A 26,147-nucleotide genomic window follows, 5' to 3' on the forward strand; every position below is an offset into this window, starting at 1 on the left:
GCCTCAGGCGCCGCTTTTTTGTAGGCTATCGGTTATCCTTAATAACAATGTCGGTTCCCTCAAGCTGCTGCTCAAGAGCTTCATCGTAAATAATATAAACTTCATGTTTACCACCTCCGTCACTAAATTCGACGGCGGCTATATCCGCCTCATGACGGACAACCCGCGGTGGTTCATTTAGCAGATAGTGTTTGGGTGGCAAGATAAAACGCCTTTCAACGAGTTCTCGCCCGTCCCAATACGCAGCTTCCTGTTTTGGTCGGAACTTAATTACGATAATAATAAATATCGTCATCGTTAACAGTACGCCAATAGCTATCAGCCACAACGGAACCTTTCCACCAATATAAATCGCCATCCATAGGGCTAAAAAAAAGCCGCCCCAACCTTGGGGGCGGCGACTATCGCGGTAAAAGCTAATTGTTTGTTTAGAAGTCTTCGTCGTCATGTAAATATAAACTCTCACTACCGTCTTCGATGGCACTGAGCAATGACGAAATACGTGGCAATATCCGCGCAAAATAAAACCGTGCTGTCTTAATTTTGCTCGCCAAGTAAGGCCGTTCGCCTTGTTTTGTCTCTGCAACCAATGCCATACGTAACCATAAGTATGCATACGCAATATAACCGACCAAATGCAAATACTCCACCGCAACGGAGTTGACTTGATTCTCATCATTTTGCGTGCGCTCAATGATTTGTCCGGTCACGCGTTCTAGTTCATCAACGGCCTGCTTGAGTTGATTAAATTGAGCATTCCAGTTGTCGGTGGCAGCTTCATTAACAAATGCTTTAATCTCGGCAACAAATGGATGTAGCAGCTGACCTTTAGAACCAACCACTTTGCGCCCGAGTAAGTCGAGTGCTTGAATACCATTGGTGCCTTCATAAATTTGTGCAATGCGGGTGTCACGAATGAGTTGCTCTTGTCCCCACTCCCGAACATAGCCGTGACCGCCGAAAATCTGTTGTCCATGAATTGTTGACTCAAGACCCGTGTCCGTCAAAAAGGCTTTTGCAACAGGGGTTAGCAGTGCCACCATTGCGTCCGCCTGTTGCTTCACTTCATCTGACTCACCGTATTTTGCTCGGTCCAATTGTTGCCCAACCCAGGTTGAAAACGCACGTCCACCTTCGGTAAGTGACTTCATGGTTAACAACATCCGACGGATGTCGCCATGCACCAATAAAGGATCAGCAGCTGCACTCATATCACGCGTCGCTTTTGCACCGCGTCCCTGAATACGTTCTCTCGCATACTCCAACGCATTTTGATAAGAGCGTTCTGCGGTACCAAGACCCTGAATCCCTACTCCCAGACGTTCATAGTTCATCATGGTAAACATCGCAGCCAAACCACGGTTAGGCTCACCGACCATCCAGCCGCGTGCGCCGTCAAAGTTCATCACGCAAGTAGCTGAACCATGGATTCCCATTTTATGTTCAATGGAGCCACAACTGACCGCATTACGCTCACCGACTGAGCCATCGTCGTTGACTAAAAATTTCGGTACTACAAAAAGCGATATACCTTTCGTGCCAGCGGGTGCGTCAGGCAGTTTTGCCAGCACTAGGTGTACGATATTATCGACCAAATCATGTTCACCACCGGTGATGAAAATCTTGGTTCCTGAAATGAGATAGCTATCGTCACCTTGTGGTTCGGCTTTAGTTTTTATAATCCCTAAGTCAGTACCCGCATGAGGTTCAGTTAAGCACATGGTGCCGGTCCACTCGCCTTGCACCATTTTCTCTAGATAGGTTTGTTTGATGTCGTCGCTACCATGCAAATCAAGCGTCATGATGGCGCCAGAGGTTAGCCCAGGGTAAAGGGAAAAAGCGACATCGGCCGAACACAGCATTTCTTCATACTGAGCTGAGAGTGATTTCGGTAGCCCCATACCACCAAAATCTGGGTTTGCGGTAACCCCGACCCAGCCACCTTCAGCTAATTGGCGGAAGTTTTCCTTATACGCTGCGGGCGTCGTGACTTCACCGCCATTAAAACTCACGCCTTCCTCATCAGCTTGACGAGATACCGGCGCGATGAGCTGCTCAGCGACCTTTGCGGCTTCATCAAGAATCGCTGACGCTGTGTCTTGATCCATCATCTCCGCAAGCATGTCGCTTTTTTGCCAATCGGCGGTGACATTAAATACATCATGAAGGACAAAATCCATGTCATCTCTTGGCGCACGATAATCGGCCATGACCTACCTCTCTTTATACAAAGTTGAACCCGTTCGACGTTTTTCAAACAGGCGTTTAATTCAGTTGTTTAAAGAGTAAAAAGGTCACGCTCAATTGTCAATCATTGGGCGCCTTTCCAATCAACCAGCGCTTCGACCGCGAAAAGCTTACCCTGTCTGCGTAAAACCACTCGTTGTGGCTCGATCTTTACAACTTGCATGTCGCGAAATTGATCGCCAACCATTAGTTTTTGTTGATCAAGCTCTATCCACCGACGACTCTCATCAGAAACGTACATATGTGCATCGTACGTGAACGCACGAATCTGTCGCTGTAACGACGGATTGAGTTTCGATAAAGTAGGAATCACGCTATCGACGTCATTTTGCTTAGCATCGGCCGTTGCTTTAACAGCTTGTTCAAAGCGACTCAGCAAATCCTCAGAAATGCCCTCAGTAGCCAACGCATCTTGCTGACTTGCTGGCTGCTGAGCTGCTTGTCCTCTTGGATTAACAATTATCGGCTCGGGTTCAGCCGGCTTAGGCTCAGGTGCTGCCGCCCAATCGATGGTAGGTACTGTAGCCGCATCTCCCCAACGATAGACCTCTGGTTGCTGGGCCTGTTGCGCTACCGCGTTGTCTTGTTCACCCAAAGGGAGATACAAAACCACTAAACTGCAGGCTATGGCAGCTACACAAGCACCGATAGCCCACTTGGCAGCCCCTGAAGCCGAGTTTTTTTGCGCTGCGAATAGCTCGTTATTAAGTTGGCTTTGTGTGCGCACGATGGGGGACTGCTGTTGCTTTAGCGCTTTTAAGATAGAAGACATCAGTTAACCTCCTGTAAGCGCGGACCGGATTCAAAGTAGCGTGCACTTAACCACGCCAATGTAACTTGATTTAACTCGCCAGTGATCGGTAGTCCAGCTTGTCTTTGAATCGCTTGTAATTGTGCTTGCGCATTCAAACGCTGCTGGGTATCGCTTAAATAACGCGCCAGTTGCTCCTTAACCCATTGTGTCAAAGCTTCAGATTCCGTAGCCCCATCTTGGTATCGAATATCGGGTCGCTGATATAAGCCGATGACTTCTCCTGTCCACCCCTGGGTATCAACCGGTTCCATCGACTTCAATACGATGCCTGTTTGAGTATCTCGCAACAATAGCGCCGGGTAGTTTATTTGCTGTAATTGCGACACGCTGACCGCATTGGTTTTTAAGCAAGCGAGCTGATAATTCTTTACCCAATCACAAAAGGCTTGTTGCCGAGGCGGTTGAGGCAATTGCCACGCAGTCGCCAGTAATTGCGCATTTTGATAGTCATAGTTGCTAATCGGTTCTTCCACCTGAATCTCGGGAACCGACCACCAGCGCATCAGAGCGGCTATTATTACTGCCGCGATTGGCAGTAGAAGCCACGGCCAACGTGACGCCGTCTGAGCGCGTTGTTGAGGCTCGTCAAATTGGCCCAGCTCTTGTGAGGCGCGTTTAACATGCGCTTTGTCGACTTGCATTTGACCATCTGCGTAAGCAACTAAGAGCGCGCGATCGCAGAGTAAATTTAATAGCCTGGGTACTCCGCCCGTCAGTTTGTGGGCCGTCATCGCCGCAGGCTGAGTAAACAGTGCTCGGTTGGCGCCCGCCATCTGACAGCGATAAGCGATATATCGTTCGGTATCGTAGTTGGTCAATGGTAACAAGTGATAACGGGCTGTAATGCGCTGCGCCAGCTGTCGAAGCTCTTGCCGTTTTAATAAGGTTTGTAGCTCAGGCTGTCCGATTAAAATGACCCGTAGTAACTTATTTTTTGTCGTTTCTAAATTGGTGAGTAACCGCAGCTGCTCGAGTACTTGGGGCTTTAAGTGTTGCGCTTCATCAATCAGCACGACACACTGACGATCCTGTTGATGAGCGTCGAGTAGAAACTGACTGATTTTATCGGTCAGTACTTTACGTGTTGCACGTCCTTTTTGATAGCGGATCCCCCACTCATCACATAACGTCGCCAACAACTCATCCTCGTTAAGCATCGGGTTTAGGATAAAGGCAATTTCTGTCGACTCGGGCAGTTGCTCAAGTAACGCACGCGATACCGTGGTTTTTCCCGTACCGACTTCTCCGGTCAGTAGAATAAAACCACCACTGCCTTGCAACCCCTGCACTAAATGCGCGAGCGCTTCTTGGTGACGCTCACTATGATAGAGAAAGTGCGGATCGGGCGCGATCGAAAATGGTTCTGCGGTTAATCCAAAATGCTGTTGATACATAGTCATGCCAAACTTTTTTAGCCTCAGTGTAACGAGTTACTTGCGCTTAAACTAGTGATTCGCGATCATCACCTTAAAGCATGGAGGTGCACTTGGATATATATTTAGTCGGTGGAGCCGTTCGAGACCAGTTATTGGGCTGTCCTGTCGGTGATAAAGATTATGTTGTGGTGGGCGCAACCCCTGACCAAATGCTCGCTTTAGGTTATCAACAAGTGGGTAAGGACTTTCCTGTGTTCTTACACCCACAGACACGGGAAGAGTATGCACTGGCGCGTACTGAGCGTAAGCAAGGACAAGGATACACGGGGTTTCAAGTTAATACAGAGGCCACGATAACGCTCACCCAAGACTTAGAGCGTCGAGATTTAACCATTAATGCCATCGCTGAAGACGAGCACGGACACCTGATCGATCCCTATGGCGGACAGCAAGATATTGAACGCAAGCTATTGCGTCACGTTTCGCCTGCGTTTGTTGAAGATCCCTTGCGAGTGCTTCGCGTGGCACGGTTCTATGCACGATTTAAACCCTTGGGCTTTACGGTCGCACAGGAAACCAAAAACCTGATGAAAGCCATGGCTCGTTCGGGCGAGTTAAAGACACTCGTTGCAGAACGAGTATGGCGAGAATGGGAAAAGGCGCTCGCCACCGATGCGCCAGCAGCGTTTATTGAGCTATTAGTCGAAATTGATGCATGGTCGCAGGTGATGCCTGAATTGACGATATCGCCCTCATCAGTGAGCGACCTACAACAAATTAGCCAAGTCACACAGTGCACTCACACACGATTTGCAACGCTCATGTTACGTCAAGGCGATACTTTTGAAATTAATTTGTTGAGTCAAAAGCTACGTCTGCCCAATCAGTATAAACGGTTAGCACAAGCAGTGTTTGGTAGCCGCAAGTGGTTATTGCAACCCTCACCACTCAGTCCCGCACAACTATTAGAGCTTGCTAATGGCGCTGATATGTGGCGCCAACCAGAGCGTATCGAGCAATTGGCACACATCCGCCATATCGCACGACCTAATATCAGTGATGGCTGTATTGTAAGTGCCTTGACTCAGGCAAGATCGATTGATGCCTCATCTATCGTTGCACGAGGCCTTAAAGGGCCTGAGGTAGGCCAAGTACTGAATGAGGAGCGCTTGTTAGCGATAAAACGTGGCTTAATTTAAAACGGCAGCCAACGCTCATCTTTGAGCGGAGCTAGCTGTTGTGTTCGGTTATAAGTTTGCCACAAAGCACGATAGGTTTTGCCGTTAACCGGATGTCTGCGCATCGGTGCGATATCCGCTAGGGGCAATAAAACGAAGGCATTCTCTAAAATTTCAGCACGCGGTAATTGAGGCTCTGATTCGCGAACCAAGTCATCGTATAGCAGTACGTCGATATCCAACGTACGGGGACTAAATTTAGGCCCCCCGTGAGTACGTCCATGTGCTTTTTCAATCGCCTTACACTGCTGAAGGACCGATTCGACATCGAGCGTTGTGGTTACTTCAACTACGAGGTTATAAAACGCATGTCCTGCAAAGCCAACCGCTTCACTTTCATAGACCTGGGAACGCTGCACCCAGTTAAAGTGCTCGTTGATATCAATCAGCCCATTAAGAATGTGGCGCTCTCGGTCGGAGTTCGAACCCACACCTAAAAATACACGTGCCATCGCAATTATCCGAACGGTCCGTCTACACGGGTCCGCTGTATTTTTACAGCTACATTGTTTGCCGTTGGCACAGCGCCAGGCTTACTGACCTTTACCTGGACTTCATTAACACCAAAATCTTTAAATAATAACTCGGCAATACCTTCTGCAACGGTCTCAATTAATGCTCTCGGCTTCGCTTGAATCCAACGTTCAACGGCTTGGCTGACTGCGGCATAATCGAGCGCATCATCGATACTGTCCGACTGACCTGCGCGCTGGCAATCCCATGCCAGTGTGAGATCAATGATCAGCTTTTGTTGAATATCTTGTTCCCAGTCGTAAACGCCGATAGTTGCGTCAACTTCTAGCCCCTCAATCAGTACTTCATCTAATCCTTGTTGGGACATAAATTTCCTCATTGGTAATTCGACTAAAAACCGCTTATTCTAGGTCTATAAAGCTTAACCTAATCTTAGGAAGAATCGAACCCTATGAGCGCACTGACTTTACTGATGATACTCGCTGCCTATCTACTGGGCTCGATCAGTAGTGCCGTGCTCATTTGTAAGCTTTGGCGACTGCCCGACCCCAGATTATCGGGTTCCGGTAATCCCGGAGCGACCAATGTATATCGAGTTGGGGGTAAACTGCCCGCAATATTGACGCTTCTGTTCGACGTGCTCAAGGGGATGATCCCTGTCTGGAGCTCCTATTTTTTAGGGATCGAACCGTTTTTTCTTGGCTTAATAGCTGTCGCCGCTTGCCTGGGCCATATCTTCCCCTTGTACTTTAATTTTCGTGGCGGCAAAGCCGTCGCAACCGCCCTAGGCTCAATGTTTCCTGTGGCTTGGGCGATGGCGCTGTTGCTGATCGCGACCTGGCTTCTGGTCTTCAAGCTGAGTCGCATTTCTTCTCTTGCTGCGCTCGTTACCGTGTGTCTTGCGCCGTTTTATGCATATTGGATAAAACCTCAATACACCGTGCCTGTAATTATGATTTCAGCGCTCATTCTGTGGCGCCATCAAGCGAATATTATACGACTCACATCAGGTAAAGAAACTTCATTTCGTAGAGATCAATAACTTTAACAACCGTGCGCAGCAAGATCAGTTAATGGCCAACGCGGGAAAGTTTTGATCGCCAACCCTGTTTTTTCGCCCGCCTCCAAACGAAGGGCGCCTGCTAACGCAATCATGGCACCATTGTCAGTGCAAAACTCTGTTCTTGGATAGAACACCTGCCCTTTCAATTTCTTCATTAAATGTTCAAGTTGTTGACGCAAGTGTTTATTAGCGCTCACCCCGCCCGCAACAACTAGTCGCTGGCGTCCAGTTTGTTTGAGCGCACGCTTACATTTAATAGCCAGAGTATCAACGACAGCATCCTCGAATGCGCGGGCAATATCAGCTCGCGTTTGATCATCATTAGGACTGCTCGCCAACGTATTGGCGGTAAACGTTTTTAAGCCACTAAACGAAAAATCGAGACCTGGACGATCGGTCATTGGACGCGGAAACTTAAAACGTTCAGAACGCCCACTTTCAGCAAGTCGAGCCAGTCGAGGTCCTCCCGGATAATCCAGCCCCATCAATTTGGCTGTTTTATCAAACGCTTCACCAGCCGCATCGTCGACCGACTCTCCAAGCAACTCGTATTGTCCAATTCCTTTCACATCAACTAGTTGCGTGTGTCCCCCAGAAACGAGTAGCGCGACAAAGGGAAACTCGGGACGTGCATCTTCTAACATCGGAGCCAGCAGGTGCCCTTCCATGTGGTGAACGCCCACCGCTGGAACATCCCAAGCGAAAGCGAGGCTTCGACCTATACAACTACCGACAAGCAAAGCTCCGACTAGACCCGGGCCACAGGTGTAAGCTATCGCATCAATATCTTCCCGCGATAGCTCGGCTTCGGCAAACGCTTCCTGTATAAGCGGCAACACTTTACGAACGTGGTCCCGGGAAGCCAACTCCGGAACTACACCACCATAATCTGCGTGCAGTTTTACTTGTGAGTATAATTTATGCGCCAGTAGCCCGTTCTCAGTGTCATAAATAGCGATCCCCGTCTCGTCACACGACGTTTCGATACCCAGAACTTTCATACCTATACAACCTGCTATAAATCTCAATATTCCGCTATTCTACCTTATTTTTTCTCGCCTTACCTAAGAAGGTGTGCGATTTTAGTGCAACATAAAAATAACAGGGATGAACTCGATTATGGCTCTATCCAAACTTAGCAAAACAACCTTATCACTCAGCTTGGCTTTAGCGTTAACCGCATGTCAAACGTTGCCGACAGAAACGAATCCCGCCACGGTCAGCAGCCAACAAAGTGAAGCCACGTTTCAATTCGCACATGCCGATTATCTAACGATTCAAGACGCACTAGCACAAGGCGAGCTCTCTTCAGCGGAACTGATAACGCATTATTTACGTCAGATAGAAGCAAACAACCAACAGGGCGCTCAATTGCGTGCGGTTATCAGCCTTAACCCTGATGCGTTAAATCAAGCTAAAATGTTAGATAACGAACGTGAACAAGGCAATGTCCGCGGTCCTCTTCACGGAATTCCTGTGTTACTGAAAGATAATATCGATACAGCGGATGGACTCGCCAATACCGCGGGATCCGTTTTATTTGCCGAGAACTATCCCGAGGATGACGCCACTTTAGTGACAAACCTTCGTAAGCAAGGTGCAATTATCTTAGGCAAGGCCAATTTGAGTGAGTGGGCTAACTTTCGTTCAACACGTTCAAGCTCGGGATGGAGTGGTGTTGGCGGCTTAGCGCGTAATCCATACGATCCTACCCGCTCCACGTGTGGCTCAAGCGCAGGCTCAGGAGCGGCCGTCGCTGCCGACTTCACCACCTTCGCAGTCGGTACTGAAACCGATGGTTCACTCGTCTGCCCCGGAGCGGTAAACGGTATTGTCAGCATCAAACCAACGTTAGGTTTAATTAGTCGTGACGGCATCATCCCTATCTCGCACAGTCAAGATACCGCAGGTCCAATGGCACGAACCGTGGCGGGCGCAGTTACACTAATGCAGGCAATGGCATCCTACGATGGGAGCGATTCCGCTAGCTTCCGCTCCGACACCGTGTTGACCGACTATTTGAACGAAGATGGGCTCAAAGGTAAGCGTATTGGAGTCGTTCGTAATTTAATGGGGTATAACGAATTACTTGATCAGCAGTTCGAGCAACAATTGGACGTGCTAAAAGCGCAAGGCGCTACGCTAGTTGATGTGGAAATGCCAACTTATGGTGAGTACGGCGATGCCGAATTCACCGTTTTGTTATATGAATTCAAGCACGATATGGCGGCGTACCTTGCGACCACTAATCTGCCGTACCGCAGCATGTCGGACTTAATTGAGGCTAACAATCGGATGGCAGATAAAGAACTCCCGTATTTTGGTCAAGAGCTCTTTATCATGGCAAACAATATGACCGCTGCTGATGAATCTCGCTATTTAGATGCGCTGGAGAAAAGTAAGCGTCTAGCTGGACCCGAAGGTATCGATAAGATGCTTACTGAGCATGATCTGGATTTGTTAGTTGCGCCCACGACCGGTCCTAGTTGGAAAATCGACTTGGTGAATGGTGACCATTACGCTGGTTCCGCAAGCTCACCGGCAGCTGTTGCGGGGTATCCGCACATTACCGTACCGATGGGCTATATTGAACTTCCCAAGCAGCCAAAACTACCCGTTGGCATTAGCTTCTTTTCCACGGCGAATGCAGAGCCTGTATTGATCGAGGCCGCCTACAGCTACGAGCAAGCGACCCAGCATCGTCAACCGCCACAATTAAACATTACTGCAAGTCACGCAAATTAATTGTCGTTTGAGTCAATGGCCGCCCGTTGACGTCTCTCAATGAGAGCGTCACGGTCGGTTGTTCTGACCATGTAATCTCGATCATACCAAACCGCGTACTTGGCTCGCCCAAACCTTGTCGCTGACTAAACTGATACGGCGTCCCATTGTCTCTATTAATGGTGCCCGAACTGACTTGCCAAACAGGATAGTCTAGTAACTGAGGCGCTTTGACAATTTGACCAAAATGAATACCACCATGCCCCAGCACAACATGTTTTACATTTAGGTTTTTTAACAGCGCAAACAGTCGCTTCTGCTCCTGCGTAAACAGAGCCCAGCTCGGGTATCCGTTCTGTGGTGCTAAAAATGGCATTTCAGAAAGCAAAATACGTATTTCTGCTTCTTTCGACAGTTGCTGTTCTAACCACTGCCATTGGCCTTCACCCAGCAGTCTATTGGCGTCACCCACTTGTAGGGGACCATTATTGTCATCGAAGTAAAGGCTGACTCGCTCAAGCAAACCTCTTTTCTTTAACGGCTCGCGCGCCCAGCGCGTGTCCAATAAAATCACCTGAACCCGCTGCGGCGCTTCCCCGATGATAAAGCTTTTAGCAATACCATGCTCTTGGAACATACGTTCAGACGTCAGCGGCTCACGCCAAAAGGTCAAAAAGTGATTGCGTACCGCATAACGTTGCGGGTTGTCAGCACCGACGTGTCCATCAATACTGTAATCATCCTCTCCCCACGTCGAGACAAAAGCGCTGTTTCTGCGTAGCATCCGCGGACCTCGGTAACGATTAAACACCTCGTACGCCGCAAGTAAGTCATCCATATCATCAGCGTTTGCAGCAACCCCATTACCGAGTAAAGCAAACACCTCGGGTTCAGCCAGGTTCAACGCATCCCATACCGCCTGTCGCTCACTCTGGTCGACACAACAACCTAGCGCAATACGTGTAGATTGCTGCGCCTGAACAGCCAGCGAAAGGGTCAAAATGACAACCGCGCACCCGAGTCGTATCACTAGAAATCCTCTTTATTCGCAGCGCAACGACGCGCCTCTTCACTATCTATATCGCCTCGCGAGAGTAATTTCTTTAACGACTGATCGAGTGTTTGCATTCCTTTCTCCTGTCCCGTCTGGATAACAGAGTACATTTGTGCGACTTTATCCTCCCGAATCAAGTTCTTAATCGCCGGGGTTGTCAGCATGATCTCATGTGCCGCCACACGACCTCCGCCCACGCGTTTTAATAAGCTTTGCGAAATGACTGCCCGTAATGATTCTGAGAGCATCGAGCGCACCATGGGTTTATCGTCTCCAGGGAACACATCAATAATACGATCAACGGTTTTAGGCGCTGAAGTGGTATGCAACGTACCCAACACCAAATGCCCGGTTTCTGCCGCAGTCATGGCTAAGCGAATGGTTTGCAAGTCGCGCATCTCACCGACCAAAATGACATCCGGGTCTTCCCGCAACGCCGAGCGTAAAGCGGCTTCAAAGCTGCGTGTATCACGATGCACTTCGCGTTGACTGATTAAGCTTTGTTTATTCTCATGCACAAACTCAATCGGATCTTCAATTGTTAAAATATGTTGTGAACGTGAACGGTTAATGTAATCAACCATCGCCGCCAACGTTGTTGACTTACCCGATCCCGTGGGTCCTGTAACCAACACCAAACCGCGAGGCGCATCGACAATGTCTTTAAATATCTCTGGCGCATTGAGCTCTTCTAAGGTCGTAACTTCGCTTGGGATGACCCGGAAGGCAGCCGCGATACCGTGCCGTTGAGTGAAAACGTTGACACGGAAGCGCGCAACAGACTCAATGGAAAACGAGAAGTCACATTCGAAACGCTCGTTAAACTCTTCCTGCTGACCTTCTGACATAATATCGAACAACATGGTACGAAGTTCTTGATGTGAATGAGGGTCCATTTTAAGTGGTCGAATATCACCATCCACTCGTATCATAGGCACACTGCCTGCAGAAAGATGCAAATCTGAAGCCGATTGCTTCATACTAAAGGAAAGCAGTTCGCTTACATTCATCGTTGAATTCTCTATCTGATAAACAAGGAATAATGGTGACCAAGGTAGCAGAAAATATTGTCAAAAGTCTTGGACAAATTCGTCAAAACATTAACGCTATGGCCGAACAGACTACCTATAGGGAGTCCGTGCGGCTGCTCGCTGTGAGTAAAAAGCATTCAGCCGAAGCTATTCGGGTTGCGTACGAAGCCGGCCAACGCGAATTTGCTGAGAATTATGTTCAAGAAGGGGTTGCCAAGGTGCAACAGCTGCAAGCGCTGGATATAACCTGGCACTTTATTGGTCCGCTACAGTCCAATAAAACTAAACTTGTCGCTGAACACTTTGACTGGGTTCAAAGTATCGATCGAGAGAAAATTGCTCGTCGTTTAAATGACCAGCGTTCAGGTGCTTTGCCCCCGCTCAATGTACTCTTACAGGTAAATATCGATAACGACCCGAATAAATCCGGTGTAAAAAAAAGTGATATTAATGCACTCGCAAAGTTTGTCAGCAAGTGCCCGCACTTGAAACTACGCGGCATCATGACCATCTTAGAAGCAGATACCGATGAAAAGCAGCAACTTGATAGCTTCACGAGCATGCGTGAACTTTACCAACAGCTGCAACAACTGCACCCATCTGTTGACACCCTTTCTATGGGAATGAGCGGTGATATGCGACAAGCAATACACGCAGGTGCTAACATGGTACGTATTGGAAGTGCAATTTTTGGACAACGGGAGTGATAATGAACGATATTCGTAAGATCGCATTTATTGGCGCAGGTAACATGACACAAAGCATCGTTGGTGGCATGTGCAAAAGTGGCTATCCAGCTGACCATGTTTTTGTCAGCAACCCGAGCCCTGAGAAACTTGAAAAGATGAAGTCCAACTTAGGCGTCAATACTAGCCAAGACAATATTGAGGTTATTGAGCAAGCCGACGTTATCGTGCTCTCAGTTAAGCCGCAATTAATGGAACAAGTTTGTGCTGATATTAAAAGCAAAGTCAGTAACCTTGCCGACAAACTGATTATCACCATCGCTGCTGGTATTCGTATGCCGAAATACCGCACTTATTTAGGTGATGACATCACCATCATCCGCGTGATGCCTAATACGCCATCGTTGGTCGGTCAGGGCATGTCAGGTTTAGTGACCGATAGCGCCGATGACAAAGATAAAGCCTATGTGACTGACGTATTCGATGGCGTGGGTGATACCTTGTGGGTCGCCGATGAGGATCAACTCGATATCCTAGGCGCCGTAGCGGGCAGTGGCCCAGCGTACTTCTTCGAATTTATGGATAGTTTAGCCAAAGGCGCAATGGAACTCGGCTTTGACCCAGAAAAAGCGCGCGCTATGGTTCAGCAAACCTGTTTAGGTGCCGCTCAAATGGCGAAAGAAAGCGACTTAACATTAGAAGATTTACGCAAGCAAGTAACCAGTAAGGGCGGCTCAACCGCAAAAGGCGTAGAAGTCTATCAACAACGCGATCTGCACAACATTTCGGCCGATGCTGTGAAAGCCGCAGTGAAACGTAATCAAGAAATGGCGGATCTGTTTTAGGAGCGACCATGAATAACGCAATGCAGTTTCTTCTGACCACCTTAATCGAACTTTACTCGATTGTGGTTATTTTGCGACTCTGGATGCAAGCTGTTCGAGCGGATTACTATAATCCGCTCAGTCAGTTTGTTGTCAAAGCAACCGAGCCTTTGTTGGGTCCCTTGCGTAAAGTGATTCCATCTAAAGGCCGCATAGATTTAGCGTGTTTAATACTCGCTATTGCGCTAGGCATGCTCAAAATCGGAGCGCTGGTTTGGTTAAATGACATCCCGGTGAACCCCTTGGTAATTGTTGTTCAGGGCTTACTGTCTACCGTTAGTGCATTTTTAACCACCCTATTCTGGATCCTGATTATCCGCGCACTGTTGAGCTGGTTTTCCCAAGGCTATAACCCGATGGAAGCGATGTTGTATCAATTGACAGAGCCCTTTCTTGCGCCCGTGCGACGTATCATTCCGCCGCTAGGAGGCTTAGATCTATCGGTGTTAATTGTCATTATTGCGATTCAGTTCTTACGCATCTTAATTGGCGTATAGGAGCACACAATGCATCAATTGAGTCGTTATTTAACCTTCACACTATTATTGGCAGCGAGCACCTTTACCGGTGCTTCGCTTGCTGAACAAAAACAGCAGTTGGGCGAGTGGGATGTTCATTACAACGCGTTTAACTCGACGTTTCTAACGCCCGAGATCGCTTCAACCTATGACATCCAGCGCAGTGAGAAGTCAGGATTGGTAAATATTGCGGTCTTGAATCGTTCTAACCAACAGTCGGTCGCTGCAGACTTAAAAGGCCACGTGATAAACCCTCGCGGTGGCGTACAGACATTGCAGTTCCAAAAAATTGATGAGGGCACAAGCGTCTATTACATTGCCGATTTTTTATTTGGTGATGAAGAGTTAATGCGCTTTAAAATTGATATCCGCGATTCAGCGGGTCATAGCCATCGCCTCGAATTTGAGCAAAAAATGTATCAAGAGTGAGCGCCTGCTCACTCTTTTGCTTTAACACCCACCGCTTCAATATCACCTGTTTTATTTAAGCTACGCACTGTCACTGTCAACGCGCCAATAACCAAGCTATCACCGATAACTACGCGACGATGGAACTTGTCCTTAAAGTGGTCATTAAGAGTCATGCTGAGGATAGATTCATCCACATCGCCTGCCGGATATACGCTCGCCAGCTCGGCAATGGTCAAGTCGCCCCTTAAAGTAAAGTCACCGAAGAAGCCTTTATCACTCATCTGCATGCCCTTACCGCCGGATGCTAAGATACGACTCACCTCATCAATATCTTTGACTGTTGCAGTCACTAGCAGTACATCCCCCTCACGCACAATAGGTTGTGTCTCGGGTTGCAGCCAGTCACCGTCACGAATAACACCAACAAAAGTCGCAGGGGCGGTCAACTTGAGCTCTTTCCACGCGTGATCACAGGCGGGAGAATCCTTATCGATAGGATAAGACCAAACCTCGAGTGCTTCGCGACTCGAAACAGACGCCAATGGCATCCGTTGCGCCGGTTCCGGACGTTTGGGAACTTCTAACTGTAACCAACGCGCCACAGGCGCGATAGTCCAGCCTTGAATGATTAGAGAGATGAGCACTACGACAAATGCGACATCGAAATAGAGCTCTTGTTGCTCAACACCACTCAACCATGGAAATAGGGCTAAGATAATAGGTACCGCCCCACGTAATCCGACCCAGCTGATGAACACTTGTTCACGCCAGGGAAAGCTGAATGGGAGTAAACTCACCAAGACTGCTATCGGACGCGCTACGAATATCAGCGTAAAGGCAACACCCACTGCGACAGGTAAGTATTGAACAACATGTGAAGGTGTTACTAATAAGCCAAGTATAAGAAACATGCTAATTTGACTTAACCAAGCTAGCCCATCCTGTACATGCAGAATATGCACAAGTTGTGGTAGACGCGAATTGCCAATAACGAAGCCCATTAAGTACACCGCTAAGAAACCGCTGGCACCCAAAAATGCAGTCAGTGCATAGATCATCACGGCACTGGCAATCGCCAATAAGGGTAGAAATGAGAAACTCAGCGGTAATTTCCTGGCTGCAATAATGAATGCACGACCCGCTAACCATCCCATCGCCAAGCCACCTGCAAGCTGCCAGGCGACATTTCCCACCATGTGATACCACGCTGAAAATTCGCCAGATGCGGCAGCGCTGGTCATGGTCAGCGTGAGGATAACCGCCATCGGGTCGTTGCTACCTGACTCTATCTCAAGTGTCGCACCGACCCGCTCTTTAATCTGTAAACCCTGCGACTGAAAGATACCAAATACAGCGGCCGCGTCGGTAGAACTTAAAATGGCGCCTATCAATAAGGCAGCCGTCCAAGGTAGATCGAATAAATATACCGCTGTCGTTGCAACCAAGGTGCAGGTTAAGGCCACCCCGATAGTTGCCAAACTAATAGCGGGCCAAAGTGCAACCCTAAAGCGCTCAGGATTGGTGCGCATGCCACCATCAAATAGGATAATCACTAATGCGATAGAGCCGATGAAAAACGCAATATTAGGGCTATCAAAACTTAACCCGAGCACACCATCGGTTCCCGCGAGCATACCCACGACAAGAAACACGAGTAGAATCGGTGCACCCAAGCGATTAGAAATAATTCCTGCAAGGATACTCACCACTAACAAAAAACCACACACTAAAATCAGTGTATTTGCAGCATCCAAGTGCATTCTCCTTTTATTCTTTTATTTTATCCGTGCCGCTTATTATGAATCATTGATTTTAAAAGGCACGTTCAAACGGTATCATGATGTCACCGATTTGACTTGAGATTTTTCTATGATAACAAGCGACTTTACCCTAGTGCTCGCAACTGGAAACCAAGGAAAAGTGAGCGAGCTGCAAGCGATGTTGGCGAGCCAACAGGCAACTCAGTCTTGGCAAGTCCGACCACAGAGTGAATGGAACGTGCCCGAAGCAGAAGAAACCGGCACAACGTTTGTAGAAAACGCCATCATTAAGGCGCGTAATGCCTGTCTACATACGGGATTACCCGCCATAGCGGATGACTCTGGCCTCGAAATTCCTGCGCTCGACGGTGCACCAGGCGTTTACTCGGCGCGTTATGCGGGCGAGCATGCGACCGATCAAGATAACATCGAGCGTGTACTTGCGGATATGTCGAGCATAAAGCAACGCCAAGCTCGCTTTCATTGCGTACTGGTTTATATGCGCCATGCTGCCGATCCAACGCCGTTAATCTGTCACGGGCAATGGCACGGCGAGCTCTTAACGCACCCGCAAGGTGACCACGGTTTCGGGTACGATCCAATTTTTTATATCGCTGACCAGCAGTGTTCAGCAGCCCAGCTCGATAAAGCCGCTAAACAGCAATTGAGTCACCGTGGTAAAGCACTCTCCCAATTACTGCAACACATAGCAGAACAGGCCTAATATGTCACTTACGCTTCCACCGTTATCGCTCTATATCCATATTCCATGGTGTGTCGAGAAGTGCCCCTACTGCGACTTTAACTCGCACAAAATACAAGGTAGCATTCCTGAACAAGCTTATATAAGTCGCTTGCTAGATGACCTATCAGCCGATCTCGGCGGCGTGCAAGGTCGCGCTATCCAATCTATTTTTATTGGCGGAGGAACCCCAAGCGTGATTACTGCGGAGGGGATTCAACGGTTACTTGATGGCGTGCGCAAACGCCTGACTCTTGCCAGTGATTGCGAGATCACGTTGGAAGCCAACCCAGGCACTTTCGAGGTAGAGCGCTTTGCGGGCTTCATCAACGCGGGTGTCAACAGACTCTCTATCGGTATTCAAAGCCTCAATGCAGAACACTTACGTACACTCGGTCGTATCCATGACCCGCTGCAAGCTCGCATCGCGGCAGAGCACGCCAGTCAGTTACCTCTGAAGAGCTTTAACCTGGACTTGATGCATGGTTTGCCCGGTCAATCGGCGCACGACGCACTGAGCGATCTTGAAGGTGTTATTGCACTAAATCCACCTCATATTTCATGGTATCAGCTGACCATCGAGCCCAACACTATGTTTGCCAGCCGACCGCCTCAACTGCCCGATGACGATACGCTATGGGCCATCTATCAACGCGGTCACGAGAGATTACTGAAAGCTGGTTATCAGCAATACGAAGTCAGTGCTTACTGTAAACCCGGGCACCAAAGTCTACACAACACTAACTATTGGGAGTTTGGTGACTATTTAGGTATCGGTTGTGGAGCACACAGTAAAATAACCCTCCCAGAGCAACATAAAATACGGCGTTGCGAAAAGGTGAAACATCCTCAGGGCTATCTCGATTTGACGCGCGCGTTACGTTATCGGGAGTGGGATGTTGACCCCGAAGAGCGAAGCTTCGAGTTCTTCATGAACCAATTTCGTCTATTTCAGCCTGTATCTAAACAGCAGTTTACTGACTTTACCGGCTTACCGATCGAACACGGTGACCGTGCACTAGACGAAGCCAAGAGAAAAGGCTGGGTCGAATCAGACGGTGACCATTGGCAGCTAAGTCAGCTCGGTCACCGATTCCTGAACGACGTTTTAACTACTTTGCTTTCTGAAACTTAAGGTCCCAGACACCGTGGCCTTTAGTTTCACCACGTTGTTCAAACTTGGTTTTAGGACGCTCTTCTGGGCGCGGAATAAAGTCACCCGCGGTCGATAGGTTGCTCAAACGTGGCTCGCCGGACAACACCTCAAGCATATGTTCGGCGTAGTTTTCCCAGTCGGTCGCCAAGTGAATCACACCGTTGGGTTTGAGCTTTTTACACAGGTGAGCAACAAACTCCGGTTGAATTAGTCGGCGTTTATGATGACGCTTCTTATGCCATGGATCAGGAAAGAAAATTTGCACCTGCTGTAAGCTCTCGTCAGCAATACACTGCTCAAGTACTTCAACTGCATCGTCATTGAATAGGCGTAAATTAGTAACACCAGCATCCTCTGCAGCCATCAAGCAGGCACCGACGCCGGGTTCATGGACTTCGATACCGATGAAGTTTTGCTCAGGTGCATTCTTTGCCATTTCAACCAACGAGTGCCCCATACCAAAGCCTATTTCTAGAGTGACTGCGTTGCTGTTATTGAACACTGTTTCAAAGTTGAGCAGACCTTGCTCTAGCGCAAGACCAAGTTGTGGCCATTGACGTTCAATTGCGGCCGCTTGGCCTTTAGTTAATCGCCCCTCACGCTTTACAAAACTGCGAACTCGACGTACATATTTTCCAGCCGCTGCGGCTTCTTCAGCGCTTTTAAACTGACTCATTTATTTACACTCAACTGTTGCTGTCACCATAATAAAAAAGCAGGCTCATTTTCATGAGCCTGCTCTCTATTATCACCTATTCAAGGTACTTAACGCAATTTACTTCTCAATGACAGGTACACGTGTCATGACTTTCAGTTCAGCTTCAATGCGACGATTTTCTTGACGATCTGCAGGGCTGTCACCTTTAACTTTAGGCTGACTCTCGCCATGACCGACTGTGTTAATGCGGCTTGCTGAAATGCCGTAGCTTTCAACCAGTACATTTTTGACTGACTCTGCACGGCGCTGCGACAACCACTGGTTGTACTCTGCATCACCGATTTTGTCGGTATGTCCATGTATTGTCAGATCTAACTGCGGATGCTCGTTCATAAATTCCGCCATTTCCGCAATAGGTTCCATCGCATCTTTGCGAACTTGCGAGGAATCAAAATCAAATTCAACGAGCAGCTGTTCGCGTACAGTTTCATTTTCATACATGGTGCAACCGTCTGCATCCACTGAGTAACGACGAGGCGTATCAGCGCACTTATCGCGGCTGTCTATCACGCCGTCGTTGTCACTATCCATCGTTTGCTGCGGTGCAGGTGTCGTTTCAGTTGGCTGCGCAGCCGCTGGACGAGGTTTCGCCTCTGTTACAGCATTGCGTCCGCCGAAGAAATACTGAAGACCAACGTTCGCAAAACCTTCGGTGTAATCTTCATCAAACCCTTGCTGAACACCACCTTCTACGCGCCAAGCTAAATTGTTATTGATGAAAGAACGGTGACCCACCGTCAACCGAACCGATTTGTCCGCGATATCTCCGATATCAGTACTCGTTAGGCCTAAACCACCGTAGACCATATCATTAAAATGATACAGCACATCAGTACCGTAACTTTTACCGTAAGCAGTGCCGCTCGGGTCTAAATCTGCTTCCATATAGTCATAATAAACGCGTGCTTCCCAAGCTTCGGTTAACATCACACCTAGCTCAAGACCGCCGGTCCAAGTGCTCAAACCATTATCTACCGGCACACCAACATTGTTTTGCGCAGCGACACGCTCCGAGTCAGGCGCAAAAACTCCCAAACGCGCTCCCACATAAATATCGTTTTTTTCTACTTGAGATTGTTGTGCAAGTGCAGTCCCAGACACACCGGCGCTTAAAAGGGCTAGAACAATCGCGTTTAGTTTTTTCATTGCAATCTCCTTATTCATGCAATCTGTAAATTCGTACGTCTCACTGTGAGTACGACAAATTAAATATGTAGATCATAATGATCATTCATAATTATTAAAATTATAGTGCTATTTTTTTATTTGTCAGATAGGTTTGCGGTTTATTTACACAGCTTTAGACAATAAACTAAATAGAACTAACGTAACTTGATAAAAGTCAGAGGCCTTAATGAATGAGCAGTTTTCAAGCCATGTATTAAGTTGGTTTGATAAGTTCGGGCGCAAGACGCTTCCATGGCAACTTAATAAAACGCCTTATCGGGTGTGGTTGTCAGAAATTATGCTACAGCAAACCCAAGTCAATACCGTTATCCCCTATTTTAAGCGATTCGTAGAGCGCTTTCCATCACTTCCCGACTTAGCCGAAGCCGAACAAGATACCGTGCTCAGTTTATGGACGGGATTAGGCTACTATGCACGCGCTCGCAACCTCCATAAAGCCGCACAGCTCGCTGTCGAGCGATATGACGGCCAGTTACCCGACTCTCAGGCTGAACTCGAGACGCTACCCGGCATCGGTCGTTCTACAGCAGGCGCAATATTATCGCTAGGTTTTGGCAAGCCTGCAGCTATTCTCGACGGCAATGTAAAACGTGTGCTAGCTCGCTATTTCGGTGAGTCAGAATGGCCCGGTAAAACAGCGGTACAACGATCGTTATGGCAACACTCTGAAGCGCTCACACCCGCTCACCGACATGATGATTATAATCAGGCAATGATGGATTTGGGCGCTCTGGTCTGCACGCGAAGCAAGCCGGATTGTCAGGCTTGCCCTCTTAGGAGCGATTGTCTCGCGTATCAAGAAGACACGGTCGCGACTATCCCAGCGCCTAAGCCTAAAAAGGAAAACCCGACTCGCACCGTTTATCTGCTCATTCAACGGGATATCCAAACATTATCCATTTTGCTAGAGCAGCGACCAGCAACAGGAATTTGGGGCGGACTTTGGAGCTTTCCAGAGTACGAGAGTAAATCAGCACTCTTGAACTCAGCCCCAGCTCATCCCGAACAATTGATCGAATTATCACCATTTAAGCACGTTTTTAGTCATTTCACCCTGCATTGTTATCCGATCGTAGTTGACAGTCACGCTACAGATGCCATTAATGAAAGAAAGCAACGCTGGGTGCCACTCCATGAGGATATTGAACTGGGGTATTCGGCAGTTACAGTAAAACTATTTAAAAAACTAAAGGTACTAAAATGAGCAGAACCGTTTATTGCGAATTTTTACAAAAGGAAGCTGAGGGACTCGATTTTCAGCTCTATCCTGGTGAGCTAGGTGAACGTATATTTAATCACATTTCCAAAGAAGCTTGGGGCGAGTGGCAGAAGAAGCAAACTATGCTAATTAACGAAAATCGTTTAAATATGATGGCGGAAGACGATCGAAAATTCCTTGAAGAACGTATGAAAGAATTCCTATTCGAAAGAAAGGATGTCACGGTTGAGGGTTACACCCCGCCAAGTGATTAATGGATGCACAAATTCACTAACACAGTGATTTATTTTTGACTAATATATTGACAATAGCTTTGGCTTATGAAGCTTTAAAGCTCTGTGAGTAGAGAAAAAAAAGCCAATCTGTTAGACTACTAACGAATTCATGAAAAGGGAGTCTATATGAAAGCGCCATCCTGGCGAAGAGCCGTCCTAAAGGTAGGCAGTGCGCTCATTGCGCCAGATGAAACCGGAGTGAGTACCAAGTACCTACTGCCAATCGCTCGTTTCATCAACGAGTGTAGAGAACGCGGCCAAGAGGTCGTACTCGTTTCTTCAGGCAGTGTTGCCGCTGGAAGAAAGCATATTCCATTTGAGCATCAAAAGTTACCCGTCACCGTTCGTAAAGCCATGTCAGCTGTAGGACAGAACGAAATGATGGCGTATTGGTCGCGCTTTTTTGACTTTCCATGCGCCCAACTCTTGATGACGCACAGTGATTTACGTGACCGTGCACGTTACGTAAGTATCAAAAACACACTGAATAGATTGTTAGAACACAACATTTTACCTGTTGTGAATGAAAATGATGCACTTGCCACTGATGAAATGAAAGTGGGCGACAACGATAACTTGGCGGCGATGGTCGCAACGCTCGTTGACGCAGATGCATTATTTATTTGCTCAGACATCGATGGACTTTATGACGCCGATCCGAATGTGAACCCAGACGCCAAGAAAATTCCTGTGGTTGAGCAAATCGATGAAAGTATTTTCTCGCTAGCAGGCGGCTCTGTCAGTGCGGTTGGCACAGGCGGCATGAGAACAAAAGTCGAGGCTGCAGAAAAAGCGACTTCACACGGTATTGATACCTATATTGTGAACGGCCGCAAAGGCGAGACTTTTGAATCGCTGTTGCAAGGCGAGATTCCTGGCACTTTATTTAGACGTCAATCAGACCCCATTAGTAACAAGAAGCACTGGTTACGTCACACGCTCGTCGCGCAAGGCGAGATTTTAATCGATGAAGGTGCAGAAAAAGCTTTATTAGAGAACGGTGCGTCACTGTTAAGTTCCGGTATTGTCGATGTTCAAGGCGACTTTGACCGAGGCGATGCGGTACTCGTCCGCAGCGCAAATGATACAGACGCAATCGCTAAGGGTATTTGCCAATACAGTTCTCACGAACTATTACACATCAAAGGTCAGCAGACGGAAGATATTGCTGAACAATTTGGTTACAGCCCAATTACAGAAGTGATTCACCGTGACGATTTGATGATTTTGGAGGACTCATGAGTCAAGATTTAGCACAACAGATTGCCAAACGTGCGGCCGATGCGGCACACGCGGTGGCAACACTGTCAGAACAAGAGAAAAACGCCGTACTACAGAAGATGGCGAATGCGATTCGTGCACATAAAGATGAAATTCTTAAAGTGAACGAAACGGACATGAAAACAGGCAAAGAAAAAGGTCTGAGCGATGCAATGATGGATCGTCTTCATTTAACTGAAGAACGTGTTGAAGGCATGGCGACGGCTATCGAAGAAATTATCGACCTAAAAGATCCAGTGGGTGACAGCTACCTGTTAGAAGAACGCCCTAACGGATTAAAAATCGAAAAAATGCGTATTCCGCTGGGTGTCATTTGCATGATTTATGAAGCACGCCCGAATGTCACAGCGGATGCGGGAGCACTGTGCTTTAAATCTGGTAATGCAGTCATCTTGCGTTGTGGTCGCGAAGCAATCGAAAGTAGTAAAGCTATCGCTGATGCACTGCATGAGGCTTTAGAGCAAAGCGGTTTACCAAAAGATGTGATCACTGTAGTACCAACGCCAGATCGCGAAATCATGACCGAGCTACTGCAGCAGAAAGACTACATCGATTTGGTGATTCCTCGCGGCGGCGAAGGCCTCATTCATTTCGTGAGCGATACCAGTAAGATCCCAGTGATTCAACATTACAAAGGCGTGTGCCATCTTTATGTTGATAAAGATGCCGACCTTGATAAAGCGCTCGCCATCTTGCTTAATGGCAAGACCCAACGCACAGGTGTATGTAATGCGCTGGAAGGTCTGCTAGTCCATCAAGATATCGCTGATAAGTTCTTACCGATGGCAGCCAAAGCATTGGCAGAAAAAGACGTGACCATTCACGCTTGCAACAAATCGGTGGGCTATTTTGACGGTGCTGATGAAATTTCAGTCGATGATTTCGGCCAAGAGTATCTTGCGCTTGAAATCGCTGTCCGTACCGTTGATGACTTTGATGGTGCACTTGAGCACATCAAACGTTTTGGCAGCGGACACACCGAAGTCATCGTCACTGAAAACGATCAGACAGCTAAGCGTTTCATTCGCGAAGTTGATTCTGCAGTGACCATGGCAAATGCATCTTCACGCTTCTCTGACGGCGGTCAGCTTGGCTTAGGCGCTGAGATTGGTATCTCAACCAGTAAGCTGCATGCATACGGTCCAATGGGCTTACAAGCGCTTACAACTGAGAAGTTCGTAGTGACAGGTAACGGACAGATTCGCGACTAATCATTTAGGTTGCGACGGTACAAAAAAGGCCTGCTAAGTTAAACTTGGCAGGCCTTTTTATTAGACGTTTAGAGTAAGTGCTAACCTTTTTCGTAACCGGTCAATAACTCGGGCCAATCACGGCTCTCTTTCCAATAAAAGGTATCGTACTTAGCTTTTTCTTTCTTCAATGAGCGCAGTAACCTGTCTAAGTTTTCCTTTTTCCACTCACCGGGCTCTCTAAATCCACACTTATCAAAATCAACGATCCAAGGCTTATCATTATCATCGAGCATGATATTGTGGCAATTCAAGTCTGAGTGGAACACGTTCTTATCGTGCAACTGACGTATCGCAGCACCTAAAGACTGCCATTGCTCTACATTCAATTGACGTTCACGGAGCAATCGGTAAACATCCACAGCGCCAGGAATCACTTCAACTAAAATATCTGCGGTGTAACTCATGACACCCACTTTGCGCATACGTGCAGCAATAGGCCGAGGTACAGGTAAATTTTGATTGCGTAGCTTTACCAACAAATCAAACTCTGCGATAGCACGGCTTCGCTCTACCGGCTCTCGCATAAACTTATCTTTATTGACCTTACCTACAAGTCCACCGCGATAATAGTGCCTCAACACCATGCCGTGATCCCCCTGTTGAATAAACCAAACAGTTGCACGGCCCGTCGCATTGCCTGCTATGGCCTTTTTCTGCTGCCAATATTTGGCAGAAAAAAAGTTATCCTCAAATTCTGGCAACACGTCCTTATCAAACTTAATCACATCACGTTTTGTCGTAAATGTCGCTATCATTTGCTGTCCTATATCGCTAAATCTTTGCGCATGCTTAAGCATACGTCGACTGGCGCCCTGATGCGTGCTAAGCACGTTTTCAGCGGCACTTACGCTCGTTTTTCTCAATGAATCATTATCAAATAAATATTGCAGTGGTGTGGCAAGATCTAAGTCCTTAACCCAATGCACAGCCCGCTGCTCGTCTAACAGCCGATACACCTCGGCAAAATTAAATATCTTTCTTCCGCTAACGACAGCTGAACCTGCCGCTACGGCTTCAAGCGGATTATGTCCGCCGCGCTCAATTAAGCTTCCACCGACAAAAGTCACTTGAGCAATACTGCACCACTTCAACATCTCGCCAATTGAGTCGGCTAGCAACACATTACAGTCCGATGGGACACCTTGATCACTCAACTCACTACGGCGCATCCAAACGAGTTCAGAACTCTGAAGTTGCGCTGCAACTTCATCAAACCGCTCAGGATGACGTGGTGCCCAAATCAGCAGCATCGCTGGATACGTTTCTAACAGTTTTTGATGCGCGCTCAGTACCGCTTGTTCCTCGCCTGGGTGCGTACTTGCAGCCAGCCAAACTAAGTGTTCTCCGCGCAATTTCAGTAATTCCTCTGCGGCTACTTTTTCTGATGTGGGCACGGAAACATCATATTTCAAGTTACCATCAATATAGAGCCTCGTATCTCTTACCCCCAAACATAACATACGCTTTGCTGTGGCACGCGACTGTGCGCCAACATAAGCTAGGCTGTGCCAGCTTTCACGCATGAGTTTCCCGACTCGGGCGTAACCGCGTGCTGAACGTTTTGATAGACGGGCGTTGAGGAGACTCACAGGAATATGACGTTGGCCGGCGTGATACAACAAATTAGGCCAAAGCTCAGTTTCCATCACCCAAATCGCGCGCGGTCTGAGCTTCGACAGGAAGCTTCGCACTGCACAAGGGTGATCGATAGGCAAGTAACACACAGACACCCTATCACCAAAGCTTTGCTCGATGAGACGACGTGCAGTAGGCGTCATGCAACTAATCGTGATGGGGCTATGCGGAAACTCTTCAATAGCTTGTTGAATCAACTGACGCGCAGCGATGGTCTCACCCACCGATACGGTATGGATGAGTAATCCGTTTTGCTCAGTGTCAGTAACCTCCGAGCGACCCAGTCGCTCCCAAAGATGCGCTCGATAACCAGCATCTTTTCGGCCTCTGTAATAAAACCAAGCAAGCGCCAGCGGTGCGACACCTGTCATCACACCGCTGTAGAGCCAACGTAACATGC

General features: G+C 47.9%; 26 protein-coding genes. 13 read left to right on the plus strand and 13 right to left on the minus strand.

Annotated features, from left to right (window positions below; all coding sequences use genetic code 11):
* Positions 1-25: 25 nt before the first annotated feature.
* The 4 genes from AWU56_RS07345 to AWU56_RS07360 all read right to left on the minus strand — a co-directional run bounded on the left by AWU56_RS07345 (position 26) and on the right by AWU56_RS07360 (position 4,461).
* Positions 26-448 carry a hypothetical protein gene (locus AWU56_RS07345; RefSeq protein WP_272977751.1) on the minus strand — a complete coding sequence of 141 codons (423 nt, stop codon included), beginning with the start codon at positions 446-448 and terminating at the stop codon, positions 26-28.
* Positions 429-2,210: an acyl-CoA dehydrogenase C-terminal domain-containing protein gene (locus AWU56_RS07350; protein WP_286682138.1), complete on the minus strand. Its 1,782-nt coding sequence runs from the start codon at positions 2,208-2,210 to the stop codon at positions 429-431. Before AWU56_RS07350 ends, AWU56_RS07345 begins: the two co-directional genes overlap by 20 nt.
* Positions 2,211-2,311: 101 nt before the next feature.
* Positions 2,312-3,019 (minus strand): general secretion pathway protein GspB, encoded by a 708-nt coding sequence (locus tag AWU56_RS07355; RefSeq protein WP_286682139.1) that lies wholly within the window; start codon positions 3,017-3,019, stop codon positions 2,312-2,314.
* Positions 3,019-4,461 (minus strand): ExeA family protein, encoded by a 1,443-nt coding sequence (locus AWU56_RS07360; protein WP_370244556.1) that lies wholly within the window; start codon positions 4,459-4,461, stop codon positions 3,019-3,021. Before AWU56_RS07360 ends, AWU56_RS07355 begins: the two co-directional genes overlap by 1 nt.
* A gap of 86 nt (positions 4,462-4,547) precedes the next feature.
* Here AWU56_RS07360 and AWU56_RS07365 point away from each other — a divergent pair, with 86 nt between their 5' ends.
* Positions 4,548-5,636 carry a tRNA nucleotidyltransferase/poly(A) polymerase-related protein gene (locus tag AWU56_RS07365; protein WP_286682140.1) on the plus strand — a complete coding sequence of 363 codons (1,089 nt, stop codon included), beginning with the start codon at positions 4,548-4,550 and terminating at the stop codon, positions 5,634-5,636.
* Here the strand turns inward: AWU56_RS07365 and folK are convergent.
* Together folK and folB are read right to left on the minus strand one after the other, a co-directional pair.
* Positions 5,633-6,127, minus strand: coding sequence for a 2-amino-4-hydroxy-6-hydroxymethyldihydropteridine diphosphokinase (gene folK / locus AWU56_RS07370; RefSeq protein ID WP_006956146.1), 495 nt, complete (start codon positions 6,125-6,127; stop codon positions 5,633-5,635). The two genes, AWU56_RS07365 and folK, sit on opposite strands and share 4 nt — an antisense overlap.
* Positions 6,128-6,132: 5 nt before the next feature.
* Complete coding sequence (folB, locus tag AWU56_RS07375) at positions 6,133-6,516, minus strand: dihydroneopterin aldolase (protein WP_006956145.1); 384 nt, start codon at positions 6,514-6,516, stop codon at positions 6,133-6,135.
* A gap of 84 nt (positions 6,517-6,600) precedes the next feature.
* Here folB and plsY point away from each other — a divergent pair, with 84 nt between their 5' ends.
* Positions 6,601-7,191: a glycerol-3-phosphate 1-O-acyltransferase PlsY gene (gene plsY, locus AWU56_RS07380; RefSeq protein ID WP_006956144.1), complete on the plus strand. Its 591-nt coding sequence runs from the start codon at positions 6,601-6,603 to the stop codon at positions 7,189-7,191.
* Between the two features lie 2 nt (positions 7,192-7,193).
* Here the strand turns inward: plsY and tsaD are convergent, their stop codons facing one another.
* Positions 7,194-8,213, minus strand: a complete 1,020-nt coding sequence (tsaD, locus tag AWU56_RS07385; RefSeq protein WP_286682141.1) for a tRNA (adenosine(37)-N6)-threonylcarbamoyltransferase complex transferase subunit TsaD — start codon at positions 8,211-8,213, stop codon at positions 7,194-7,196.
* Positions 8,214-8,331: 118 nt separating this feature from the next.
* Between tsaD and AWU56_RS07390 the strand changes: the two genes are divergently transcribed.
* Positions 8,332-9,957 (plus strand): amidase, encoded by a 1,626-nt coding sequence (locus AWU56_RS07390; protein ID WP_116287559.1) that lies wholly within the window; start codon positions 8,332-8,334, stop codon positions 9,955-9,957.
* Here the strand turns inward: AWU56_RS07390 and AWU56_RS07395 are convergent.
* Entirely contained in the window at positions 9,935-10,966 is a 1,032-nt protein-coding gene (locus AWU56_RS07395) for a metallophosphoesterase family protein (RefSeq protein WP_272977745.1), read from the minus strand. The two genes, AWU56_RS07390 and AWU56_RS07395, sit on opposite strands and share 23 nt — an antisense overlap.
* Positions 10,966-12,000, minus strand: a complete 1,035-nt coding sequence (locus AWU56_RS07400; protein WP_006956140.1) for a type IV pilus twitching motility protein PilT — start codon at positions 11,998-12,000, stop codon at positions 10,966-10,968. Before AWU56_RS07400 ends, AWU56_RS07395 begins: the two co-directional genes overlap by 1 nt.
* A 32-nt stretch (positions 12,001-12,032) precedes the next feature.
* On the opposite strand from AWU56_RS07400, the gene AWU56_RS07405 reads away from it, so the two are divergent.
* From AWU56_RS07405 to AWU56_RS07420, 4 genes are read left to right on the plus strand one after another with little or no spacing between them, the layout of a single operon-like run.
* On the plus strand, positions 12,033-12,728 hold the full coding sequence (locus tag AWU56_RS07405) for a YggS family pyridoxal phosphate-dependent enzyme (RefSeq protein WP_006956139.1): 696 nt from the start codon (positions 12,033-12,035) through the stop codon (positions 12,726-12,728).
* Between the two features lie 2 nt (positions 12,729-12,730).
* Positions 12,731-13,552, plus strand: a complete 822-nt coding sequence (gene proC / locus AWU56_RS07410) for a pyrroline-5-carboxylate reductase (protein WP_286682142.1) — start codon at positions 12,731-12,733, stop codon at positions 13,550-13,552.
* Between the two features lie 8 nt (positions 13,553-13,560).
* Complete coding sequence (locus AWU56_RS07415) at positions 13,561-14,088, plus strand: YggT family protein (protein WP_006956137.1); 528 nt, start codon at positions 13,561-13,563, stop codon at positions 14,086-14,088.
* Positions 14,089-14,097: 9 nt separating this feature from the next.
* The gene (locus AWU56_RS07420) at positions 14,098-14,538 is read left to right on the plus strand and encodes a DUF4426 domain-containing protein (protein WP_006956136.1); all 441 of its coding nucleotides are present in this window, start codon (positions 14,098-14,100) and stop codon (positions 14,536-14,538) included.
* An 8-nt stretch (positions 14,539-14,546) separates the two neighbouring features.
* On the opposite strand, the gene AWU56_RS07425 is transcribed toward AWU56_RS07420, so the two are convergent.
* Positions 14,547-16,280 carry a potassium/proton antiporter gene (locus AWU56_RS07425; protein WP_006956135.1) on the minus strand — a complete coding sequence of 578 codons (1,734 nt, stop codon included), beginning with the start codon at positions 16,278-16,280 and terminating at the stop codon, positions 14,547-14,549.
* Between the two features lie 109 nt (positions 16,281-16,389).
* On the opposite strand from AWU56_RS07425, the gene rdgB reads away from it, so the two are divergent.
* Both rdgB and hemW read left to right on the plus strand, forming a co-directional pair.
* A complete protein-coding gene (gene rdgB, locus AWU56_RS07430; protein ID WP_286682143.1) occupies positions 16,390-17,004 on the plus strand; it encodes an RdgB/HAM1 family non-canonical purine NTP pyrophosphatase in 615 nt (204 codons plus the stop codon).
* Position 17,005: 1 nt separating this feature from the next.
* Complete coding sequence (hemW, locus tag AWU56_RS07435; protein ID WP_286682144.1) at positions 17,006-18,157, plus strand: radical SAM family heme chaperone HemW; 1,152 nt, start codon at positions 17,006-17,008, stop codon at positions 18,155-18,157.
* Here the strand turns inward: hemW and trmB are convergent.
* Together trmB and AWU56_RS07445 are read right to left on the minus strand one after the other, a co-directional pair.
* Complete coding sequence (gene trmB / locus AWU56_RS07440) at positions 18,135-18,854, minus strand: tRNA (guanosine(46)-N7)-methyltransferase TrmB (protein WP_286682145.1); 720 nt, start codon at positions 18,852-18,854, stop codon at positions 18,135-18,137. The two genes, hemW and trmB, sit on opposite strands and share 23 nt — an antisense overlap.
* A gap of 99 nt (positions 18,855-18,953) precedes the next feature.
* Positions 18,954-20,042 (minus strand): OmpA family protein, encoded by a 1,089-nt coding sequence (locus AWU56_RS07445; protein WP_006956131.1) that lies wholly within the window; start codon positions 20,040-20,042, stop codon positions 18,954-18,956.
* A 208-nt stretch (positions 20,043-20,250) separates the two neighbouring features.
* Here AWU56_RS07445 and mutY point away from each other — a divergent pair, with 208 nt between their 5' ends.
* From mutY to AWU56_RS07465, 4 genes are all read left to right on the plus strand, one after another.
* A complete protein-coding gene (mutY, locus tag AWU56_RS07450) occupies positions 20,251-21,288 on the plus strand; it encodes an A/G-specific adenine glycosylase (protein ID WP_006956130.1) in 1,038 nt (345 codons plus the stop codon).
* Positions 21,285-21,557, plus strand: a complete 273-nt coding sequence (locus tag AWU56_RS07455) for an oxidative damage protection protein (RefSeq protein WP_272977735.1) — start codon at positions 21,285-21,287, stop codon at positions 21,555-21,557. Before mutY ends, AWU56_RS07455 begins: the two co-directional genes overlap by 4 nt.
* 147 nt (positions 21,558-21,704) lie before the next feature.
* On the plus strand, positions 21,705-22,820 hold the full coding sequence (gene proB / locus AWU56_RS07460) for a glutamate 5-kinase (protein ID WP_006956128.1): 1,116 nt from the start codon (positions 21,705-21,707) through the stop codon (positions 22,818-22,820).
* Positions 22,817-24,070 carry a glutamate-5-semialdehyde dehydrogenase gene (locus AWU56_RS07465; RefSeq protein WP_286682146.1) on the plus strand — a complete coding sequence of 418 codons (1,254 nt, stop codon included), beginning with the start codon at positions 22,817-22,819 and terminating at the stop codon, positions 24,068-24,070. The genes proB and AWU56_RS07465 overlap by 4 nt, the downstream gene beginning before the upstream one ends.
* An 80-nt stretch (positions 24,071-24,150) precedes the next feature.
* Here the strand turns inward: AWU56_RS07465 and AWU56_RS07470 are convergent, their stop codons facing one another.
* Complete coding sequence (locus tag AWU56_RS07470; RefSeq protein ID WP_286682147.1) at positions 24,151-26,145, minus strand: 3-deoxy-D-manno-octulosonic acid kinase; 1,995 nt, start codon at positions 26,143-26,145, stop codon at positions 24,151-24,153.
* Between the last annotated feature and the right edge of the window lie 2 nt (positions 26,146-26,147).

The organism is Idiomarina sp. T82-3, from assembly GCF_001577655.1.
In the GTDB taxonomy this organism is placed as follows: Bacteria; Pseudomonadota; Gammaproteobacteria; order Enterobacterales; family Alteromonadaceae; genus Idiomarina; species Idiomarina baltica.

What these genes read in the sequence shown, in the direction of transcription:
- AWU56_RS07345 (WP_272977751.1), bottom strand. Translation starts at nt 448, where the DNA reads ATGACGACGAAGACTTCTAAACAAACAATTAGCTTTTACCGCGATAGT.
- AWU56_RS07350 (WP_286682138.1), bottom strand. Translation starts at nt 2,210, where the DNA reads ATGGCCGATTATCGTGCGCCAAGAGATGACATGGATTTTGTCCTTCAT.
- AWU56_RS07355 (WP_286682139.1), bottom strand. Translation starts at nt 3,019, where the DNA reads ATGTCTTCTATCTTAAAAGCGCTAAAGCAACAGCAGTCCCCCATCGTG.
- AWU56_RS07360 (WP_370244556.1), bottom strand. Translation starts at nt 4,461, where the DNA reads ATGACTATGTATCAACAGCATTTTGGATTAACCGCAGAACCATTTTCG.
- folK (WP_006956146.1), bottom strand. Translation starts at nt 6,127, where the DNA reads ATGGCACGTGTATTTTTAGGTGTGGGTTCGAACTCCGACCGAGAGCGC.
- folB (WP_006956145.1), bottom strand. Translation starts at nt 6,516, where the DNA reads ATGTCCCAACAAGGATTAGATGAAGTACTGATTGAGGGGCTAGAAGTT.
- plsY (WP_006956144.1), top strand. Translation starts at nt 6,601, where the DNA reads ATGAGCGCACTGACTTTACTGATGATACTCGCTGCCTATCTACTGGGC.
- tsaD (WP_286682141.1), bottom strand. Translation starts at nt 8,213, where the DNA reads ATGAAAGTTCTGGGTATCGAAACGTCGTGTGACGAGACGGGGATCGCT.
- AWU56_RS07390 (WP_116287559.1), top strand. Translation starts at nt 8,332, where the DNA reads ATGGCTCTATCCAAACTTAGCAAAACAACCTTATCACTCAGCTTGGCT.
- AWU56_RS07400 (WP_006956140.1), bottom strand. Translation starts at nt 12,000, where the DNA reads ATGAATGTAAGCGAACTGCTTTCCTTTAGTATGAAGCAATCGGCTTCA.
- AWU56_RS07405 (WP_006956139.1), top strand. Translation starts at nt 12,033, where the DNA reads ATGGTGACCAAGGTAGCAGAAAATATTGTCAAAAGTCTTGGACAAATT.
- proC (WP_286682142.1), top strand. Translation starts at nt 12,731, where the DNA reads ATGAACGATATTCGTAAGATCGCATTTATTGGCGCAGGTAACATGACA.
- AWU56_RS07415 (WP_006956137.1), top strand. Translation starts at nt 13,561, where the DNA reads ATGAATAACGCAATGCAGTTTCTTCTGACCACCTTAATCGAACTTTAC.
- AWU56_RS07420 (WP_006956136.1), top strand. Translation starts at nt 14,098, where the DNA reads ATGCATCAATTGAGTCGTTATTTAACCTTCACACTATTATTGGCAGCG.
- AWU56_RS07425 (WP_006956135.1), bottom strand. Translation starts at nt 16,280, where the DNA reads ATGCACTTGGATGCTGCAAATACACTGATTTTAGTGTGTGGTTTTTTG.
- rdgB (WP_286682143.1), top strand. Translation starts at nt 16,390, where the DNA reads ATGATAACAAGCGACTTTACCCTAGTGCTCGCAACTGGAAACCAAGGA.
- hemW (WP_286682144.1), top strand. Translation starts at nt 17,006, where the DNA reads ATGTCACTTACGCTTCCACCGTTATCGCTCTATATCCATATTCCATGG.
- trmB (WP_286682145.1), bottom strand. Translation starts at nt 18,854, where the DNA reads ATGAGTCAGTTTAAAAGCGCTGAAGAAGCCGCAGCGGCTGGAAAATAT.
- AWU56_RS07445 (WP_006956131.1), bottom strand. Translation starts at nt 20,042, where the DNA reads ATGAAAAAACTAAACGCGATTGTTCTAGCCCTTTTAAGCGCCGGTGTG.
- mutY (WP_006956130.1), top strand. Translation starts at nt 20,251, where the DNA reads ATGAATGAGCAGTTTTCAAGCCATGTATTAAGTTGGTTTGATAAGTTC.
- AWU56_RS07455 (WP_272977735.1), top strand. Translation starts at nt 21,285, where the DNA reads ATGAGCAGAACCGTTTATTGCGAATTTTTACAAAAGGAAGCTGAGGGA.
- proB (WP_006956128.1), top strand. Translation starts at nt 21,705, where the DNA reads ATGAAAGCGCCATCCTGGCGAAGAGCCGTCCTAAAGGTAGGCAGTGCG.
- AWU56_RS07465 (WP_286682146.1), top strand. Translation starts at nt 22,817, where the DNA reads ATGAGTCAAGATTTAGCACAACAGATTGCCAAACGTGCGGCCGATGCG.
- AWU56_RS07470 (WP_286682147.1), bottom strand. Translation starts at nt 26,145, where the DNA reads ATGTTACGTTGGCTCTACAGCGGTGTGATGACAGGTGTCGCACCGCTG.